13 protein-coding genes, 1 rRNA gene and 1 other annotated feature (1 of these 15 only partly in view) are annotated in these 16,798 nt (G+C 49.2%); of the genes, 13 read left to right on the forward strand and 1 reads right to left on the reverse strand.

Annotated elements, in window-relative coordinates; translation table 11 throughout:
- Positions 1 to 31: 31 nt before the first annotated feature.
- The 6 genes from BQ7117_RS03925 (at position 32) to BQ7117_RS03950 (ending at position 4,060) form a co-directional block, all read left to right on the forward strand.
- A complete protein-coding gene (locus tag BQ7117_RS03925; RefSeq protein WP_073996293.1) occupies positions 32 to 760 on the forward strand; it encodes a HisA/HisF-related TIM barrel protein in 729 nt (242 codons plus the stop codon).
- Between the two features lie 4 nt (positions 761 to 764).
- Positions 765 to 1,496, forward strand: a complete 732-nt coding sequence (locus BQ7117_RS03930; protein WP_073996294.1) for an SseB family protein — start codon at positions 765 to 767, stop codon at positions 1,494 to 1,496.
- Between the two features lie 314 nt (positions 1,497 to 1,810).
- The gene (infC, locus tag BQ7117_RS03935; protein ID WP_084789879.1) at positions 1,811 to 2,494 is read left to right on the forward strand and encodes a translation initiation factor IF-3; all 684 of its coding nucleotides are present in this window, start codon (positions 1,811 to 1,813) and stop codon (positions 2,492 to 2,494) included.
- 41 nt (positions 2,495 to 2,535) lie between these two features.
- Positions 2,536 to 2,730 (forward strand): 50S ribosomal protein L35, encoded by a 195-nt coding sequence (gene rpmI, locus BQ7117_RS03940; RefSeq protein ID WP_073996976.1) that lies wholly within the window; start codon positions 2,536 to 2,538, stop codon positions 2,728 to 2,730.
- Positions 2,731 to 2,773: 43 nt separating this feature from the next.
- Positions 2,774 to 3,154: a 50S ribosomal protein L20 gene (gene rplT / locus BQ7117_RS03945; RefSeq protein ID WP_073996295.1), complete on the forward strand. Its 381-nt coding sequence runs from the start codon at positions 2,774 to 2,776 to the stop codon at positions 3,152 to 3,154.
- A gap of 57 nt (positions 3,155 to 3,211) precedes the next feature.
- Positions 3,212 to 4,060: a TrmH family RNA methyltransferase gene (locus BQ7117_RS03950; protein ID WP_073996296.1), complete on the forward strand. Its 849-nt coding sequence runs from the start codon at positions 3,212 to 3,214 to the stop codon at positions 4,058 to 4,060.
- 61 nt (positions 4,061 to 4,121) lie between these two features.
- Here BQ7117_RS03950 and BQ7117_RS03955 read toward each other — a convergent pair whose 3' ends face one another.
- Entirely contained in the window at positions 4,122 to 4,970 is an 849-nt protein-coding gene (locus tag BQ7117_RS03955) for a PfkB family carbohydrate kinase (RefSeq protein ID WP_073996977.1), read from the reverse strand.
- Between the two features lie 158 nt (positions 4,971 to 5,128).
- Here BQ7117_RS03955 and pheS point away from each other — a divergent pair, with 158 nt between their 5' ends.
- From pheS to BQ7117_RS03990, 7 genes are all read left to right on the forward strand, one after another.
- Complete coding sequence (pheS, locus tag BQ7117_RS03960; protein ID WP_073996297.1) at positions 5,129 to 6,235, forward strand: phenylalanine--tRNA ligase subunit alpha; 1,107 nt, start codon at positions 5,129 to 5,131, stop codon at positions 6,233 to 6,235.
- On the forward strand, positions 6,235 to 8,838 hold the full coding sequence (gene pheT, locus BQ7117_RS03965) for a phenylalanine--tRNA ligase subunit beta (RefSeq protein ID WP_073996298.1): 2,604 nt from the start codon (positions 6,235 to 6,237) through the stop codon (positions 8,836 to 8,838). The genes pheS and pheT overlap by 1 nt, the downstream gene beginning before the upstream one ends.
- Before the next feature lie 193 nt (positions 8,839 to 9,031).
- The gene (gene argR, locus BQ7117_RS03970; protein WP_073996299.1) at positions 9,032 to 9,532 is read left to right on the forward strand and encodes an arginine repressor; all 501 of its coding nucleotides are present in this window, start codon (positions 9,032 to 9,034) and stop codon (positions 9,530 to 9,532) included.
- Between the two features lie 42 nt (positions 9,533 to 9,574).
- Complete coding sequence (locus BQ7117_RS03975) at positions 9,575 to 10,813, forward strand: argininosuccinate synthase (protein ID WP_073996300.1); 1,239 nt, start codon at positions 9,575 to 9,577, stop codon at positions 10,811 to 10,813.
- 60 nt (positions 10,814 to 10,873) lie between these two features.
- Positions 10,874 to 12,304, forward strand: coding sequence for an argininosuccinate lyase (gene argH / locus BQ7117_RS03980; RefSeq protein WP_073996302.1), 1,431 nt, complete (start codon positions 10,874 to 10,876; stop codon positions 12,302 to 12,304).
- Between the two features lie 115 nt (positions 12,305 to 12,419).
- The gene (gene tyrS / locus BQ7117_RS03985; RefSeq protein WP_073996978.1) at positions 12,420 to 13,679 is read left to right on the forward strand and encodes a tyrosine--tRNA ligase; all 1,260 of its coding nucleotides are present in this window, start codon (positions 12,420 to 12,422) and stop codon (positions 13,677 to 13,679) included.
- Between the two features lie 510 nt (positions 13,680 to 14,189).
- Positions 14,190 to 15,725, forward strand: a 16S ribosomal RNA gene (locus BQ7117_RS03990).
- 189 nt (positions 15,726 to 15,914) lie between these two features.
- Positions 15,915 to 16,798, forward strand: a sequence feature (23S ribosomal RNA rRNA prediction is too short) (it continues 641 nt past the right edge of the window).

A 16,798-nucleotide genomic window follows, 5' to 3' on the forward strand; every position in this document is an offset into this window, starting at 1 on the left:
ATCGGCCTAGCTGGAAAGAGAAGAGAAAAATATGCAGAAAATTCAACTTTTACCTGCAATTGATATTGTCGAAGGGAAAGCTGTCCGGCTTCGGCAAGGAGCAGCGGGCAGTGAAAAAATTTATGGAGAGCCGATCGAGATAGCTGCAGGGTTTGCTGCTGCGGGGGCGAGTTGGATACATCTAGTAGATTTAGATGCTGCTTTTGGGCGGGGTTCTAATCATCAGCTGGTAGTGGAAATAGTGAAAGAAGTGCCGGCGGTAAAAGTGGAAGTATCGGGAGGAATTCGTTCGCAAGCCGCAGTAGAAAAAATGCTTAATGCGGGAGCTGCGCGCGTTAATTTAGGTACAGCAGCTTTAGAAAATCTGGATTGGGCGGCAGAAATAATTGCCGAGTACGGAGCAAAAGTAGCGATAGGTTTAGACGTGCGGGGCGAAGAATTAGCTACGCATGGTTGGGAAAAAGCCGGCGGGAATTTATGGGAAGTCCTAGAGGTATTGGAAAAAGCAGCTTGCCCGCGCTATGTAGTCACAGATATTAAGCGTGACGGGATGCTCCAAGGAGTAAATACCGATTTACTGCGAAAAGTTTGTGCCTTTACCGAGAAACCCGTAATAGCTTCGGGAGGAGTTAGCAGCATTGCAGATATAAAAGAGCTGCGTAAATTAGCTCCACTTGGAATTGAAGGAGTAATAGTAGGAAAAGCCCTCTATGCAGGTAGTTTAGATATCGCTTCCGCTCTCAAAGCTGCGGAAGGATGAGATAGTGGCGAATATCGAAGATTTTAGCTGCCTGCATGCGGGGAATCTCTACAGTGAAGATACTGGAGAATTACCAGATCCTTTAAAAAAAGCTTTCCAGCAGAGTGAATCCCGTAGTGAAGCAATAGTTGCCGTCTTAGATAGAGTGCTACTGGCTCTCTATCCACAAGGGCCCAATAATCCAGAAATGCTTTTTTCCGCACATTTTCCCGGCGGAGAAAAAGCTATTCCCGTATTCTCCTCGTTAGCTGCTTTGCAAAAAATATATCCGCAAGCGCGCCCGTTGCCGATAAATATTCGCGAAATAGCAAAAGCGTCTTTTGTGCACGGGTCAGGATTACTGGTACTAGATTTTCAACTTCCTACGCAGCTATATATTGGGCGTAGTGCTGCGCTAGCTCTCAGTGCGGGTATTGCTTGGCAGCCAGCTTGGCGAGATACGAAATTACAGATACGCCTGCAGCAAGATATAGGGAAAGCTGCTGTAGAAATCTCCCAGCTGCCGGAGTTTTTTCACGGGGTGCAACTTCGCGAAGGCAGATTTGGAAGTTGCATACTCCAATTGAATATCGTTCCAGGCACGCCGCGCGCACAGGTAGAAGAGCTGGTAAAACAGGCAACTACCGTACTCAGCACTCCTACCTATCGCGAAGTGCTTTTAGAACCCTTAGAAATAATGCCTGTTTTCAGTAAAGATTTTTACTCTGAGCCTATTAATGCCAGAAAAGAACCCTAATCTTAGGAAAAGACTCTGCGCTAAAAAGTACTCGAAAAAATAGAGAATAAGAATAGAGAATAGAGCAAGAAATTCGGCAAAAAATTTGCTGCAAAATTACCTGCCTAGAAATTCTCCGTCGAGAATAAAAATTCCTTACCTAAGGTGGGCAAGTTCACCCTCTTTTTACGGGAAAACTAAGCGCTTTTCTTGGAGATACGGCTAGTAGCTTGCTAGAGTAGTAACACCAGTCGGCATTATGCCGGTATGCAAGTGGAGATATCCCACCCGGGTTTCGCTAAAGAGACCGGGTCTGAGGCATACAAAATTCTTGTATGCTCCTTATCTTCGCGCGCATAAAATTAAGCGAAGGCAGAGGAGCAATTATTAACGAGCCAAGAGTAAATGAGCGAATTCGCGTACCAGAAGTGCGCTTAGTAGGTCCAGGCGGTGAACAAGTAGGCGTAGTGAGCATCGAAAGTGCCCTGCGGCTAGCACAAGAAGCCAATCTGGATTTAGTTGAAGTCGCTCCGAATGCTAAACCGCCGGTAGCGAAATTGATGGATTACGGAAAATTCAAATATGAAGCTACCCAAAAAGCTCGGGAAGCCCGCCGGAACCAAGCTAATAGCCAGGTAAAAGAAATCCGGATTGGGTTAAAAATTGATCAGCACGATTACGAAACCAAGCTGCGCAATATCTCTAAGTTCCTTGATAAAGGCGATAAAGTAAAAATCCAACTCCGTTTCCGTGGGCGCGAGCAATCTCGCCCAGAAATGGGGATGCGCCTTATGCAGCGAATTGCCGAAGACGCGAGCGAAAATTGCGTAATCGAATCAGCTCCCCGGCTAGATGGAAGAGCTATGTTTATGGTTTTAGCCCCTATTCGGCGTAAATCACAAGCTAAATCTGACCAACGCCGCCGTCGGGAAGCAGAAAGAGAAGCCCGGCGCGAAAATGGGAATCGCCGCGCTGAAAAAAATCGGCAACGCTTAGCTGAAAAAGAAACTGCTGAGTAATTAAGATTTTCAGAAAACTAACTACCAAAGGGAGCATGAAAATGCCAAAAATGAAAACACATTCCGGTGCCAAGAAGCGTTTCCGGGTGACCGGTAAAGGAAAATTAATGCGGGAGCAGGCCGGAAAGCGGCATTTATTAGAGCATAAATCTTCCCGGATTACGCGCCGTCTATCTTCTGACCAGCCGGTAGCTAAATCAGACGTGAAACCAGTAAATCGTCTTTTAGGGCGCTAGAGCGCACACTAAATTGAGCTTGTACTGAATAAGGAGAAATAAAATGGCCCGTGTAAAGAACGCAATTAACGCCAAAAAGAAGCGCCGCACTACTTTAGAGCGCGCAAAAGGATATCGTGGGCAGCGCTCGCGCCTGTATCGCAAGGCCAAGGAGCAGGTGACGCACTCTTTCGTTTACAACTATCGCGATCGGAAAGTGCGCAAAAATGAATTCCGTAAGCTGTGGATTGCGCGCATTAATGCGGCAGTACGCGAAAACGGCATGACTTATAACCGCTTTATGCAGGGAATACGCTTAGCGGAAATCGATATCGATCGGCGGATGCTCGCTGAATTAGCAGTAAACGATCCAGCTACTTTTGCCAAGATCGTAGAGATGGCTAAGAAGGCGCTGCCGGAAGACGTAAACGCTCCGGCTAAGTAGTAAATACGAGTAATCGATATTTAGAGAAGCTATTGGAAGTGCGGGCGGTGCAGAAATATGCCGCGTAAATATCACCGGGAAAAGACGGGGCAACTGAAAAAAGTTTGTGGTCTATACCGGGAAGCAAACCGCCGCAAATACGGGCAATGGCTAGTAGAAGGCCCGCAGGCTGTACGGGAACTCTTAATTTGGAGTCCAGATAGCCTGCGGGATATCTACGCCAGCGATATTGGATTGCAGAAGCACCCCGATATTGCCGCATTAATCGAAAAGATTGATCCGTATTTGCACTTACTCCCGCCTGCCCTCTTCCAAGAATTATTTCCGGATGCGCAGGGGATAGCAGCAGTATGCCGGGCGCCGCAGCTAACTGAGGCGACTGAATCCGGCAACTCAGCTGTATCCTCTGCATTTTTTACGAACGCACGGCTGTTAATTTTTGCCTTGCAAGCCGATAATCCCGGAAATTTAGGCACCATAATTCGTTCCGCTGCCGCCGTCGGTGCTGATGGGGTATTGGCGGGATTAAAATCTGCTGATCTAGGAAATCCAAAACTTATCCGCGCTTCGGCTGGCTCGGTATTCCATATCCCGCTGCGGGCACAGCAAGATTTTTCGCAAGTAATTGCGGCGGCGCGCCAAGCCAATATGCAGATTTTTTTGGCTGACGGTGCTGGTGATACTTTACTTTCTGCGCTGCCTACATCGGTATTGAAAAAACCTACTCTCTGGATAGTAGGTAATGAGGCACATGGATTTACTGGTGCGCAACGGCAAGCAGCCGATCAAATAATTTCCATACCGATGTGGGGAAAGACCGAATCGCTAAACTTAGCTATCGCCGCTACGCTCTGCCTTTATGCTTCAGCTACGGCGCAGCATACGGAAAAATTCTCTGAGCAATAAATTTACGAAGCGCTAAGCTACTGAGTGATAAGCCCAGAGGTAAGTCTGTTGAGTAGTAAATTTACTGCTTAATAGATTCTAAATAGGGGAGCAGTCCCAAAAACTCAGTAGATCGGCTCGCAGCAGTGACTGCCTGCGTTAAAGCAGTTTTTGCATCGATATTTTTCGCGAGCAAAGCAGTAAAAGCCCCATGGAGCACATCTCCAGCTCCGAGGGTATCTTGTGGTGTTACCTGCGGTACTGGCACTGTGAAGTCAGCGGCCGAGCCGGCATAATTGCCCCGCACAGGTTGGTCGCCAAAAGACTGGGCCAGCAGGGGATACTGGTAGCGTTTTAGTTCCGCAAAAGTATCTGTGCAGTCTGGAACCTGAAAGTCAGCCGAAATAATTACGTGCGATAGCAAAGGTAAGAGCACGCCGCTGCCTGCTTTCCACGATCCGCCGTCAAAAACTATCGGAATATTTTTTATTTGTGCCGCCCTAGCCAGTTGTATCTGCACATCTAGTAAATGCCCATCTACCTCTAGAACTTTTATATCGCTCCCTAGATCTAGGGAAAATTTCTGATAAGCCCGCCCCGGATTATTCTGCGAAATTACGCTGCGCCCACCGGCGTTATCCACTAAAACTGTCGAAAGTGGGAAATCACTATCAGCGGCTAAATCTATTATGTCTATTCCCGAATTCTCTAAAATATTTCGCGCAATTTTTGCCAGTACAGAATTGCCTAATAACGTAATCAGCTGGCAAGAAACACCGAAAGCTGCCGCCACTCGCGCAGCATTGGCAGCCGGCCCACCTACGTCTACGGCCGTACCTAAAGAAACAATTTTTTCATTCTCGCGCGGCACTCGTTCCACCCGCTGCGTAATATCTAAAGTAGTGAGTCCACAAAATACCGCAGTAGCCATAATTCTAATTCTAATAGAAACGCCTGGATTCTCGAGAATATCCACCTAAGCTAGCAAAATATAAAAGCAATTTCCTTCCGCTTTCGGAGATGAGTAAGATAGTTAGAGGTTTGTATTTGAAAAATAACTGATGAAATTGGCCGGAGAGAAGGTAAGAGATGGATCTCAGCCCCCTAGATGCAGCGGGCATTGCCGAGGCGGTAAAAGCGGCACAGAGTGCTTTTCAAAACGCAGGTGATTTTAACGAATTAAAAGCTGCAAAATTAGCTCATAGCGGCGATAACGCCCCGATTACTAAAGCTAATATGCAAATTCGATATCTAGAAAAAGCTGAAAAACCACAAGCCGGAAAATTACTGGGGCAGGCACGCAAAGCGATACAGAGCGCGCTTAACGAAGCGACTGCTCGTCTCGAAGCAGAGCAAGAAGAGCGAATTCTCGAAGAAGAAAAAGTAGATGTCACTCTTCCTACGCGGGGGACCCCGTGCGGCGCCCGGCATCCCTTGCCGGTTCTGATGGAAGATATTTCTGATTTCTTCATCAGCTTGGGTTGGGATATTGCCGAAGGTCCAGAAGTAGAGCACGAATGGTTTAATTTCGACGCCCTCAACTTCGGTGCCGACCATCCGGCGCGGCAGATGCAAGATACTTTTTATATAGATGGAGTAGAGACACTCCCGGATAGAGGCGATTCTGCCGCTAAAGAAGAGCCTGCTAAATGCGCTCCGCAGCCGGGTTTAGTGTTGCGCACCCACACTTCACCGGTACAAGCGCATGTACTTATCGAGCGCGGAGCCCCGGTATATATCGCTTGCCCGGGAAAGGTATTCCGTACCGACGCTTTAGATTCCACTCATACTCCGGTGTTTCACCAAGTAGAAGGGTTAGCGGTAGATAAGGGGCTGACTATGGCCCATCTAAAAGGCACGCTCGATCACTTCGCCCGCGCTATGTTCGGCCCAGAAGCAAAGACACGGCTTCGGCCATCTTTCTTCCCCTTTACCGAGCCTTCTGCGGAAATGGATTTATGGTTCCCGCAGAAAAAAGGTGGTGCCGGCTGGATTGAATGGGGCGGCTGTGGAATGGTGAATCCGGAAGTTTTGCGCAATGCAGGTATTGATCCGGAAGAATACACCGGTTTTGCCTTTGGTATGGGTATTGAACGTACTTTGATGTTGCGCCACGGTATCGCCGATATGCGCGATATGGTGGAGGGCGATATTCGTTTTTCAACTCAATTCGGAACTACGGGGAGGGGTAACTAATGCCTTTAGTACCCACAGATTGGCTGGCAGAATATGTAGATTTGCCGGAAAACATTACGGCTGCCCAGCTTGCAGAAGCTTTAGTAAAAGTGGGCCTGGAAGAAGAAGAGATACATCCACCGCAGGTGCGCGGGCCACTGGTAGTAGGAAAAGTACTCACCCGCACGGCGAAAGAGCAAAAAAACGGCAAAATCATAAATTATTGCCGAGTAGATGTGGGAGAGCATAATGACGCTCCCGGCACCGGCAAAGAGCCCTCAGAACTCGCTTCGCGCGGAATTATTTGCGGAGCACATAACTTTGAAGCGGGAGATTATGTAGTGGTCTGCCTACCCGGCGCAGTCTTGCCGGGAAATTTTGAAATTTCGGCACGAAAGACTTACGGGCATCTATCCGACGGTATGATTTGCTCGGTACGTGAGCTTGGAATCGGCGAAGATCACGACGGTATCTTAGTATTGGCGCACTCAGATGCAGAGGCGGCCGCAGCTGGACTACCGGCAATTGGAAGCGACGTGCGCGATTTCCTCGGTATAGCAGGAGAAGTACTTGAAATAAACGTCACCCCAGATCGTGGCTATTGTTTTGCCATGCGCGGAGTAGCTCGCGAATACAGCCATTCGACGGGAGCGCAATTTGTGGACTATGGGAAAGCAGAAAATCTCCCGCAGCCCCTACCCGAAATAAATAATGCCGGCTTTGCCGTGGAAGTAATTGATGAAAATCCAATTCACGGAAAAATTGGCTGCGATAGATTTGTGACCCGGATAGTGCGCGGTATAAATCCAGCGGCCGAATCACCAGAATGGTTAAAGAAACGTTTACGTGCGGCCGGTATGCGCCCGATTTCTTTAGCAGTAGACGCTACCAACTATGTGATGTTGGATTTAGGCCAACCCTTACATGCTTATGATCTAGATAAGTTACAAGCTCCTTTAGTAGTGCGCCGAGCGCGCGCGGGAGAGATGCTCACTACTCTCGATGGAGTGGAGCGTCAGCTAGATGTAGAGGATTTATTAATTACTGATTCCACTGGTGGAAAAGGGCAAAGAGTAGTCGGTCTTGCTGGCACAATGGGTGGATACGATACTGAGATTACGGAATCTACACGTAATGTGCTTATAGAGGCTGCTCATTTCGAAGCAATATCGATAGCGCGTACGGCGCGGCGGCATAAGCTACCTTCGGAGGCTTCTAAACGATATGAGCGGGGAGTCGATCCGCAGATTGCACCGATAGCTGCCCAAAAAGTAGCTGATTTATTAGTGGAGTACGGCGGAGGAGAAATAGCTGCAGAAAACTTTGAATTTAACGAAGTAGAACTGCCGCAGCCCCTAGTTTTCCCCACTCAAGAAACGGGACGCTTGACTGGATTAGAGCTCTCTGCAGCTCAACAGATAGAGTTGTTGGAAAAAATCGGCTGTCAGGTAGAGAAAGTAGATGAAACAGCGGATTCAGGTGTGACTTTGCAGGTTACTCCACCTTCTTGGCGCCCGGATTTAGTCGGGAGCGCCCATCTAGTAGAAGAAATTGTGCGTCTTTATGGTTACGAACGTATACCAGTAGTAGAGCCAGCTGCTGCCGCTGGGAATGGGTTGCAACCTTTCCAGCGAGCTCAGCGCGATATTGCCCGCAGCTTAGCTGAGCAAGGATGGGTGCAGGTACTTTCATATCCTTTCGTCTCTGCTGCAAACATCGATAGGCAAGAAATTCCGGCAACGGATTGCCGCCGGCAATTAGTGCGCTTGCGCAATCCGCTGCAAGAAGAAGCTCCTTATATGCGTTCTACAATTTTGGATTCGCTTTTAGATTCGGCACACCTCAATGTGGCTCGAGGTAACCCCCAAGTAGCTATTTTTGAAATGGGGGTAGTCACCCGTCCGGGTGATCTCCATCCAGCTGCGAATCCGGGTGCCGGAGCTAAGCCAGCAGCCACAGCTTTGGCAGAGCTACAGCAGGCTATTCCGCAGCAACCCTTACATGTAGCTGGTATTGCTTGTGGGGAAGTGGCAAACGGAGGAGCTGGATTTACTCCCGTCTGTTGGGATTGGCGTGCAGCAGTGGAAACCGGCAAAGAAATTGGCCGGTTACTCGGTTTAGAAATTACCGTAGCCAATGCTACTTATGCCCCTTATCATCCAGGGCGTTGTGCTCAGTTGCGAGCGGAGGGAGAAGTAATCGGTTATGCCGGAGAATTAGCTCCCCGTATTTGCAAAGCTTGCGAGATTCCTGTGCGCTCAATCGCTTTTGAGATTGATTTAGACGCCGCTTTCCGCTTGCGGAGTCCAGAACCCTTGCAGGTAGCGCCGGTTGCTACTTTCCCGCCGGTAAAAGAAGATATCGCAGTGGTAGTAGATAAAGCAGTGCCGGCGGCCGATTTAGAGCAGATAATTCGGGAAGCAGCCGGAGAACTGCTGGAAGAAGTCAAGGTTTTTGATCTCTATACGGGAGATCAGATTCCAGCTGCGAAGAAATCTCTTGCCTTTGCTCTGCGTTTCCGCTCTTCGGAGCGCACTCTCGAAGCTGCTGATATAGCGGGGCTGCGGAAGCGAATCTTGAAGCAGCTCGCTCAAAAAGCGGGTGCGGAGTTGCGCGGCAAATAATTTCTGCAATTGTTGCCGGTGGAATATTGATGCCAGTGGAGTAGTAGTGCCAGTGCGTAAAGTAGTGGCGGAGATTACCTATCCTAGCTATGTATTATAATAATCTTGGCTGTATAGTTATACATAGTTAAAGGGGAAGTTTTTCAGCAGATAATTTCCCAGTGCCGGATATTCTACGACCGGAGGCTCAGAGATGGATAAAATCAGTATTCCCGCCACCCGCACTGCTCGGCAGGCGAAAATTATCGATATAGTGGCTGAGAATCGCGTATCTTCCCAAATAGAATTGCGTACCCAGCTCCAGCAAGCCGGTATAGACGTCACCCAAGCTACGCTTTCGCGCGACTTGGAGGAGCTGCATGCTTTTAAAGAATACGGCGCCGATGGGAAAAAAGTTTATCGTATCCCCAATATCGTAGAGATCTCCGATTCTGAATCAGGCGCGCGTGGGCAGTTGGAGCGCTGGGCGCGCGAAATAATTACGAGTGCGCGCCAAGCTATGAATCAAATAATTTTACGCACTCCACCCGGGGCTGCACAGCTACTTGCTTCCGCAATAGATCACGCGCTTTTCCCAGAAGTATTGGGATGCATAGCAGGGGATGACACCGTCTTGGTGATAACCACTTCTACTTCTAGTGCAGCGGAGTTGAAAGAAGAATTATTGCTGCTAGCCCAAGGGCAGAAAAAATAAAACTTATAACGTATTTATAAAAAATCAAAGAAATGAGGAAAAATGGCTGCGAAAGATAGAGTAGTGCTGGCCTATTCAGGCGGTTTAGATACTTCAGTTGCTATTGGGTGGATTGCTGAGCGTACTGGCGCAGAAGTAGTTACGGTATCGGTAGATTGCGGGCAAGGAGGAGAAGACCTCGAAGTAATCAAGCAACGCGCCTTGGATTGTGGCGCAGTTGAAGCCTATATAGCTGATGCAAAAGAAGAATTTGCCAGCGAATACTGCATGCTCGATTTGCAGGCCAATGCCTTATATATGGATGCCTATCCGCTAGTATCGGCGCTTTCCCGTCCGCTAATCGTGAAGCATTTAGTGACTGCCGCGCGGCAATTCGATGCGGGAATCGTAGCCCATGGTTGTACTGGTAAAGGCAATGATCAGGTGCGTTTTGAAAATGGCATCACTTCTTTAGCTCCAGATATGAAGTGCCTTTCGCCCGTACGCGATTTAGCACTCACACGGGAATTTGCTATTGATTACGCGGCTAAGCACAATCTACCTATTGAGGCTACGCACAATAATCCTTTTTCTATCGACCAAAATCTCTGGGGAAGAGCAGTGGAAACCGGATTCTTAGAGGATTTGTGGAATGCTCCTACTAAGGATGTCTACAACTATACGGATGACCCCACCTACCCACCGCTTCCAGATGAAGTAATAATTACTTTCGAAAAAGGTATTCCAGTTGCGATAGATGGCAGTGCCATGACCCCTTTACAGGTAGTGCAAGAGATGAATCGGCGAGCAGGAGCGCAGGGTATCGGCCGCATAGATATTGTGGAAGATAGAATGGTGGGAATTAAATCGCGCGAAATCTATGAAGCGCCCGGAGCCATGGCTTTACTCACCGCCCATAAAGAATTAGAACGAGTCACCATCGATCGGGAGCAGGCGCGCTTCAAAGAAAGAGTAGCCTTGCGGTGGGCAGAATTAGTGTACGAAGGCCAGTGGTTCTCCCCGTTAAAGCGCTCCTTAGATGCATTTATTCTGGATACCCAAGAATACGTAAGTGGAGATATTCGGATGATTATGCACGGTGGGCGAGCAGTGGTGACCGGCCGGCGTTCCGAAACCTCACTGTACGATTTTAATTTAGCCACCTATGACGAAGGCGATTCTTTTGATCAAAGCTACGCCAAAGGCTTTATTGAAATATCAGGTTTGACCTCTAAGCTAGCTGCGGCGCGCGACGTCAAATTCGGTAAAGGAGAAGCCATGCCGAAATTAAATCTTTCTTAAACAGGCTTTTTACAAAAAACGTATCCATTTAGCTCTACTCCCTCGGGAAGGAAAATTGATATGGCGGAGCATATTGCCCTCTGGGGTGGGCGTTTTAGCGGCGCACCGGCCGAAGCCCTAACCGAACTTTCACGTTCTACACATTTTGATTGGCGCCTGGCTCCCTATGATTTGGCGGGCTCGTGCGCACATGCGCGGGCGCTGCATCGGGCTGGCTTGCTCAGCGCAGATGAATTAACTGCTATGCTCACCGCGCTTCAGCAATTAAAAGCAGATGTAGCATCGGGAGAGTTTTGCCCGCAGCCGGACGACGAAGATGTACATACTGCTCTAGAGCGAGGTCTACTCGAGAGAGCTGGTAAAAAATTAGGTGGAAAACTCCGGGCAGGGCGCTCGCGTAACGATCAGATTGCCACTCTTATTCGGATGTATCTGCGGGACGAAAGCAGAGTAATAGGAGGAAAGGTACTAGATTTAGCTTCCGCCTTAATAAAGCAAGCTGTGAAAGCGGGAGATACCGTAATGCCGGGGCGCACGCATATGCAGCACGCCCAACCCATATTGCTTGCGCATCAGCTTTTAGCGCATGTCTGGCCGCTCCTCCGCGATGTAGAGCGTTTGCGTGATTTAGATAAACGGCTAGCTGTCAGTCCGTATGGTTCGGGCGCTTTAGCAGGGAATACGCTCGGCTTGGATCCGGAACAAGTGGCAAAAGAACTAGGTTTTACCACTGCCGTCTGGAATTCTTTAGATGGCACTGCTGCTCGCGATACGGTGGCGGAGTTTTCGTATATTATGGCGCAGATAGGTATAGATATATCGCGGCTGAGCGAAGAAATAGTCATCTGGAATACGAAAGAATTTTCCTACATTACTCTGGACGATGCTTTTTCTACTGGATCGTCCATTATGCCGCAAAAAAAGAATCCCGATATTGCCGAACTTGCCCGCGGAAAATCGGGAAGATTAATCGGCGATTTGGCCGGATTATTAGCGGTATTAAAAGCGATGCCTCTCGCCTATAACCGCGATTTACAGGAAGATAAAGAGCCAGTATTCGATCAGATAGATACTTTGGATGTCCTTTTACCGGCGGTGAGCGGTATGGTTTCCACTTTGGTATTTGATTATAAGCGTTTAACTGATTTGGCTCCGCAAGGATTTGCTTTAGCCACTGATATAGCAGAATGGCTGGTAAAACAGGGAGTACCTTTCCGGGAAGCACACGAAATTTCCGGAGCTTGTGTGGCGTACTGCGAGCAGCGCGGGCTGGAGCTCTCGGATCTACAGGCGGAAGATTTTATGGCAATTGATAATCGACTCCAAGCGGGCGTAGAGAAAGTGCTCAGTGTGGCTGGTTCCGTGCGAGCGCGCGCTGGAAAAGGTGGCACTGCTCCCCAGCGGGTAGCGGAACAGCAAGCAGCAGCTTCCCATTCCTTGCAGGAACTAGAGAAATTCACTGCGGAGCGTATTCTGGAGATGGCTATTTAAGAGTTTGCGCTTGAGAGGTAGTTATTGTAATTTTTTCTGCTTCTCCGGTAGGCTAAGAAATTGCCTTTGATACGGAAGAAAGCTACTTCGAAACGGAATAAGAAAGGTGAAGCAAGTGGCAGATATTCTAGATGAATTGCAATGGCGCGGGCTAGTCGCGCAGCATACCGATTTGGAAGAGCTACGGAAGGCTCTTAATTCGGGGCCACTCACTTTCTATTGCGGATTTGATCCCACTGCTCCGTCTTTACATCATGGGCATTTAGTGGCGGTAAAGTTAATGCGTCATTTACAAATGGCAGGGCATCATCCCTTGGTGCTGGTGGGCGGAGCTACCGGCTTAGTAGGTGATCCGCGCGCGAAAGGGGAGCGGATACTAAATGAGCGAGAAACGGTGGCGCAGTGGACGGAGTGTTTGCGGGAGCAGCTTACTTCGCTTTTAGATTTCTCCGGCGATAATCCGGCGCGCACGGTAAATAACTACGATTGGACGGAAAAACTTTCGGCAATTGATTTGCTGCGCGATTTAGGAAAGTATTTCCGTTTAGGCACGATGCTTTCTAAAGATATTGTGGCACGGCGGCTGCAATCAGAAGAAGGAATTTCGTACACCGAGTTTTCGTACCAAATTTTGCAGGCTAATGATTACTTGGAGCTTTTCCGGCGTTATGGCTGCACCCTCGAAGTGGGCGGTAATGATCAGTGGGGAAATCTCGTAGGCGGCATGGATTTGATTCGTAAAGTTACCGGCGAATCAGTGCACGTATTGACGAATCCGTTGATTATGAAGAGTGACGGCACTAAATTTGGCAAGAGTGAAGGAGGAGCTATCTGGCTCAATCCCGAGATGCTCAGCCCCTATAAGTTCTACCAGTTCTGGCTGAATACCGCTGATGAAGATGTAGTTCATATGTTGAAAGTATTTACTTTCCGTACGCGGGAGGAGATTGAAGAACTAGAAAAGGCGGTGGCAGAGCGTGCTTATGCGCGGGAAGCGCAGCGCGTATTGGCATCAGATGTGACTTCCTGGGTACACGGCAGTGAGGTATGCGAGCGGGTAGAAAAAGCTTCGCAGGTGCTATTTGGAAAAGCTGATCCGCATGAAGTAGATGAAAAGACACTATGTGATGCAGTGGCAGAATTGCCTGCCGCTAGCGTAAAAGCGGGTGATTCTTTAGCAGATGCTTTAGTAAGTTTAGGCTTTGAACAGGGGCGCAATGCGGCTCGTCGTACGATTTCTGGAGGTGGCGTAAGTATAAATAACGAGAAGTGCACCGATCCGGAGCGAATCATTGACGCTGCAGATTTCTTAGCGGGCGGTTTGATAATTGTGCGAAAAGGAAAGAAGAATCTAGCCGTTTTACACAAAATGTAGACTGCGGATTGCTTTAGAATCGCAAATTGTGAAAGTGTGATTTGCAAAAATTGCGGTATTTTGCTGCAGAAATAGCGGAAAAGTCCGCCTGTGAGGATAGCCACCGCGTTAGAGTTTGACGCTCTCGCTAATACCTCGTAAAGTAATTAATCGTTGCGCAGGGCGGTGCAGAAGAAAAAGCATTCGCTTTTACTTTTGTTTTTGCTTTGCCAGAGTCGAAAAGATATTCATCTTGACGATTCCCATTTAAGTGACTATAATTTATAGTCCGACCTCCTTGGATGGTTAGCTTCTATAGCTAGTTATTCGGGTGTGGGTGTGTTGTTTGGGATCTCAATAGTGTGTCAGCTTTTTTGTTGTATTTTTTTGGTTGGCTTCTGGATTCTGGTTTTGCTGGTTTTTGGGGGTTGGCTTTTTTTGACTGGTGGTGCTGCTTTTTTTTTGGTGGTGTTGCTGGTTTTTTGTTTTTTGTTTGAGTCGTTTTGGGCTTTTTGCAAAATTTTTTGGTTTTTTGTGGAGAGTTTGATCCTGGCTCAGGACGAACGCTGGCGGCGTGCTTAACACATGCAAGTCGAACGGAAAGGCCTCAAGCTTGCTTGGGGTACTCGAGTGGCGAACGGGTGAGTAATACGTGAGTAACCTGCCTTCTTCTTTGGGATAAGCCTGGGAAACTGGGTCTAATACTGGATATTCTGCTTCTGCCGCATGGTGGGGGTTGGAAAGGTTTTTCTGGTGGGGGATGGGCTCACGGCCTATCAGCTTGTTGGTGGGGTGATGGCCTACCAAGGCGGTGACGGGTAGCCGGCCTGAGAGGGTGACCGGCCACATTGGGACTGAGATACGGCCCAGACTCCTACGGGAGGCAGCAGTGGGGAATATTGCACAATGGACGGAAGTCTGATGCAGCGACGCCGCGTGGGGGATGAAGGCTTTCGGGTTGTAAACTCCTTTTGATGCTGAACAAGGCTCTTTTTAGGGTTGAGGGTAGGTGTTGAATAAGCGCCGGCTAACTACGTGCCAGCAGCCGCGGTAATACGTAGGGCGCGAGCGTTGTCCGGAATTATTGGGCGTAAAGGGCTCGTAGGCGGTTTGTCGCGTCTGCTGTGAAAGACCGGGGCTTAACTCCGGGGTTGCAGTGGGTACGGGCAGACTAGAGTGCGGTAGGGGTAGCTGGAATTCCTGGTGTAGCGGTGGAATGCGCAGATATCAGGAGGAACACCGATGGCGAAGGCAGGTTACTGGGCCGTTACTGACGCTGAGGAGCGAAAGCATGGGGAGCGAACAGGATTAGATACCCTGGTAGTCCATGCTGTAAACGTTGGACACTAGGTGTGGGGCCTTTTCCATGGGTTCTGCGCCGTAGCTAACGCATTAAGTGTCCCGCCTGGGGAGTACGGTCGCAAGGCTAAAACTCAAAGGAATTGACGGGGACCCGCACAAGCGGCGGAGCATGCGGATTAATTCGACGCAACGCGAAGAACCTTACCAAGGCTTGACATACACTGGAAGACTGCAGAGATGTGGTTGCCTTCGGGCTGGTGTACAGGTGGTGCATGGTTGTCGTCAGCTCGTGTCGTGAGATGTTGGGTTAAGTCCCGCAACGAGCGCAACCCTTGTCTTGTGTTGCCATCACTTCGGGTGGGGACTCACGAGAGACTGCCGGGGTTAACTCGGAGGAAGGTGGGGATGACGTCAAATCATCATGCCCCTTATGTCTTGGGCTTCACGCATGCTACATTGGCTGGTACAGAGGGTTGCGATATCGTGAGGTGGAGCGAATCCCTTAAAGCTAGTCTTGGTTCGGATTGGGGTCTGCAACTCGACCCCATGAAGTCGGAGTCGCTAGTAATCGCAGATCAGCAACGCTGCGGTGAATACGTTCTCGGGTCTTGTACACACCGCCCGTCACGTCACGAAAGTTGGTAACACCCGAAGCTCATGGCTTAACCACGTATGTGGGTGGAGTGGTCGAAGGTGGGACTGGCGATTGGGACGAAGTCGTAACAAGGTAGCCGTACCGGAAGGTGCGGCTGGATCACCTCCTTTCTAGGGATTTTTGATGGCCCTGTTTGTTTTGGGGTTGTTTTTAGTGGGACTGCGAATTAGCTGGCATGCTGTTGGGGTTTTGGGTAACACCTTTCTGCCTGCGTGGGTTTTGACTGTTTTGGTTGGGGCTTGTGTGGTGTTGGTGTGGTGGTTGAGAATTGTATAGTGGATGCGAGCATCTTTGGTTTTTTGTAAGTGTTTTAGGGCGTTCGGTGGATGCCTTGGCACATGGAGCCGATGAAGGACGTGGTGGTCTGCGATAAGCCTCGGGGAGTTGGCGTGCGAGCTGTGATCCGAGGGTGTCCGAATGGGGGAACCTGGCCAGAGTTATGTTTGGTTACCTGCATCTGAATGTATAGGGTGTAGGGGGTGACGTAGGGAAGTGAAACATCTTAGTACCTACAGGAAAAGATATTCTGTGAGTAGTGGCGAGCGAAAGCGGATTAGGTTAAACCGGGTGTGTGTGATAGCTGTCGGGCGTTGCATATCCGGGGTTGTGGGAGCTGCTGAGGCCTGCCGATGGGGGTCTGAAAAGTTATAAAATGATGGCGTAGCTGAATAGGTTGGGAAGCCTGACCGGAGTGGGTGATAGTCCCGTAAGTGAAACGTTGTTGTCTTTTAGTGGTTTTTCCCGAGTAGCATGGGACTCGTGTAATCTTGTGTGAATTTGCACCGGCCGTGGTGTAAACCTAAATACTCTGTGTGACCGATAGTGGAATAGTACCGTGAGGGAATGGTGAAAAGTACCCCGGGAGGGGAGTGAAATAGTACCTGAAACCGGACGCTTACAATCCGTCAGAGCCTCCCTGGTGGGGGTGATGGCGTGCCTTTTGAAGAATGAGCCTGAGAGTTAGGATGTGTGGCGAGGTTAACCTGTGTGGGGGAGCCGTAGCGAAAGCGAGTTTTAAATGGCGTTTTAGTTGCATGTTCTAGACCCGAAGCGGGGTGATCTACCCATGGCCAGTGTGAAGCACGTGTAAGAGCGTGTGGAGGCGCGAACCCACTTCAGTTGAAAATGGAGGGGATGAGCTGTGGGTAGGGGTGAAAGGCTAATCAAACTCCGTGATAGCTGG

The organism is Arcanobacterium urinimassiliense (assembly GCF_900119495.1).
Taxonomy (GTDB): domain Bacteria; phylum Actinomycetota; class Actinomycetes; order Actinomycetales; family Actinomycetaceae; genus Arcanobacterium_A; species Arcanobacterium_A urinimassiliense.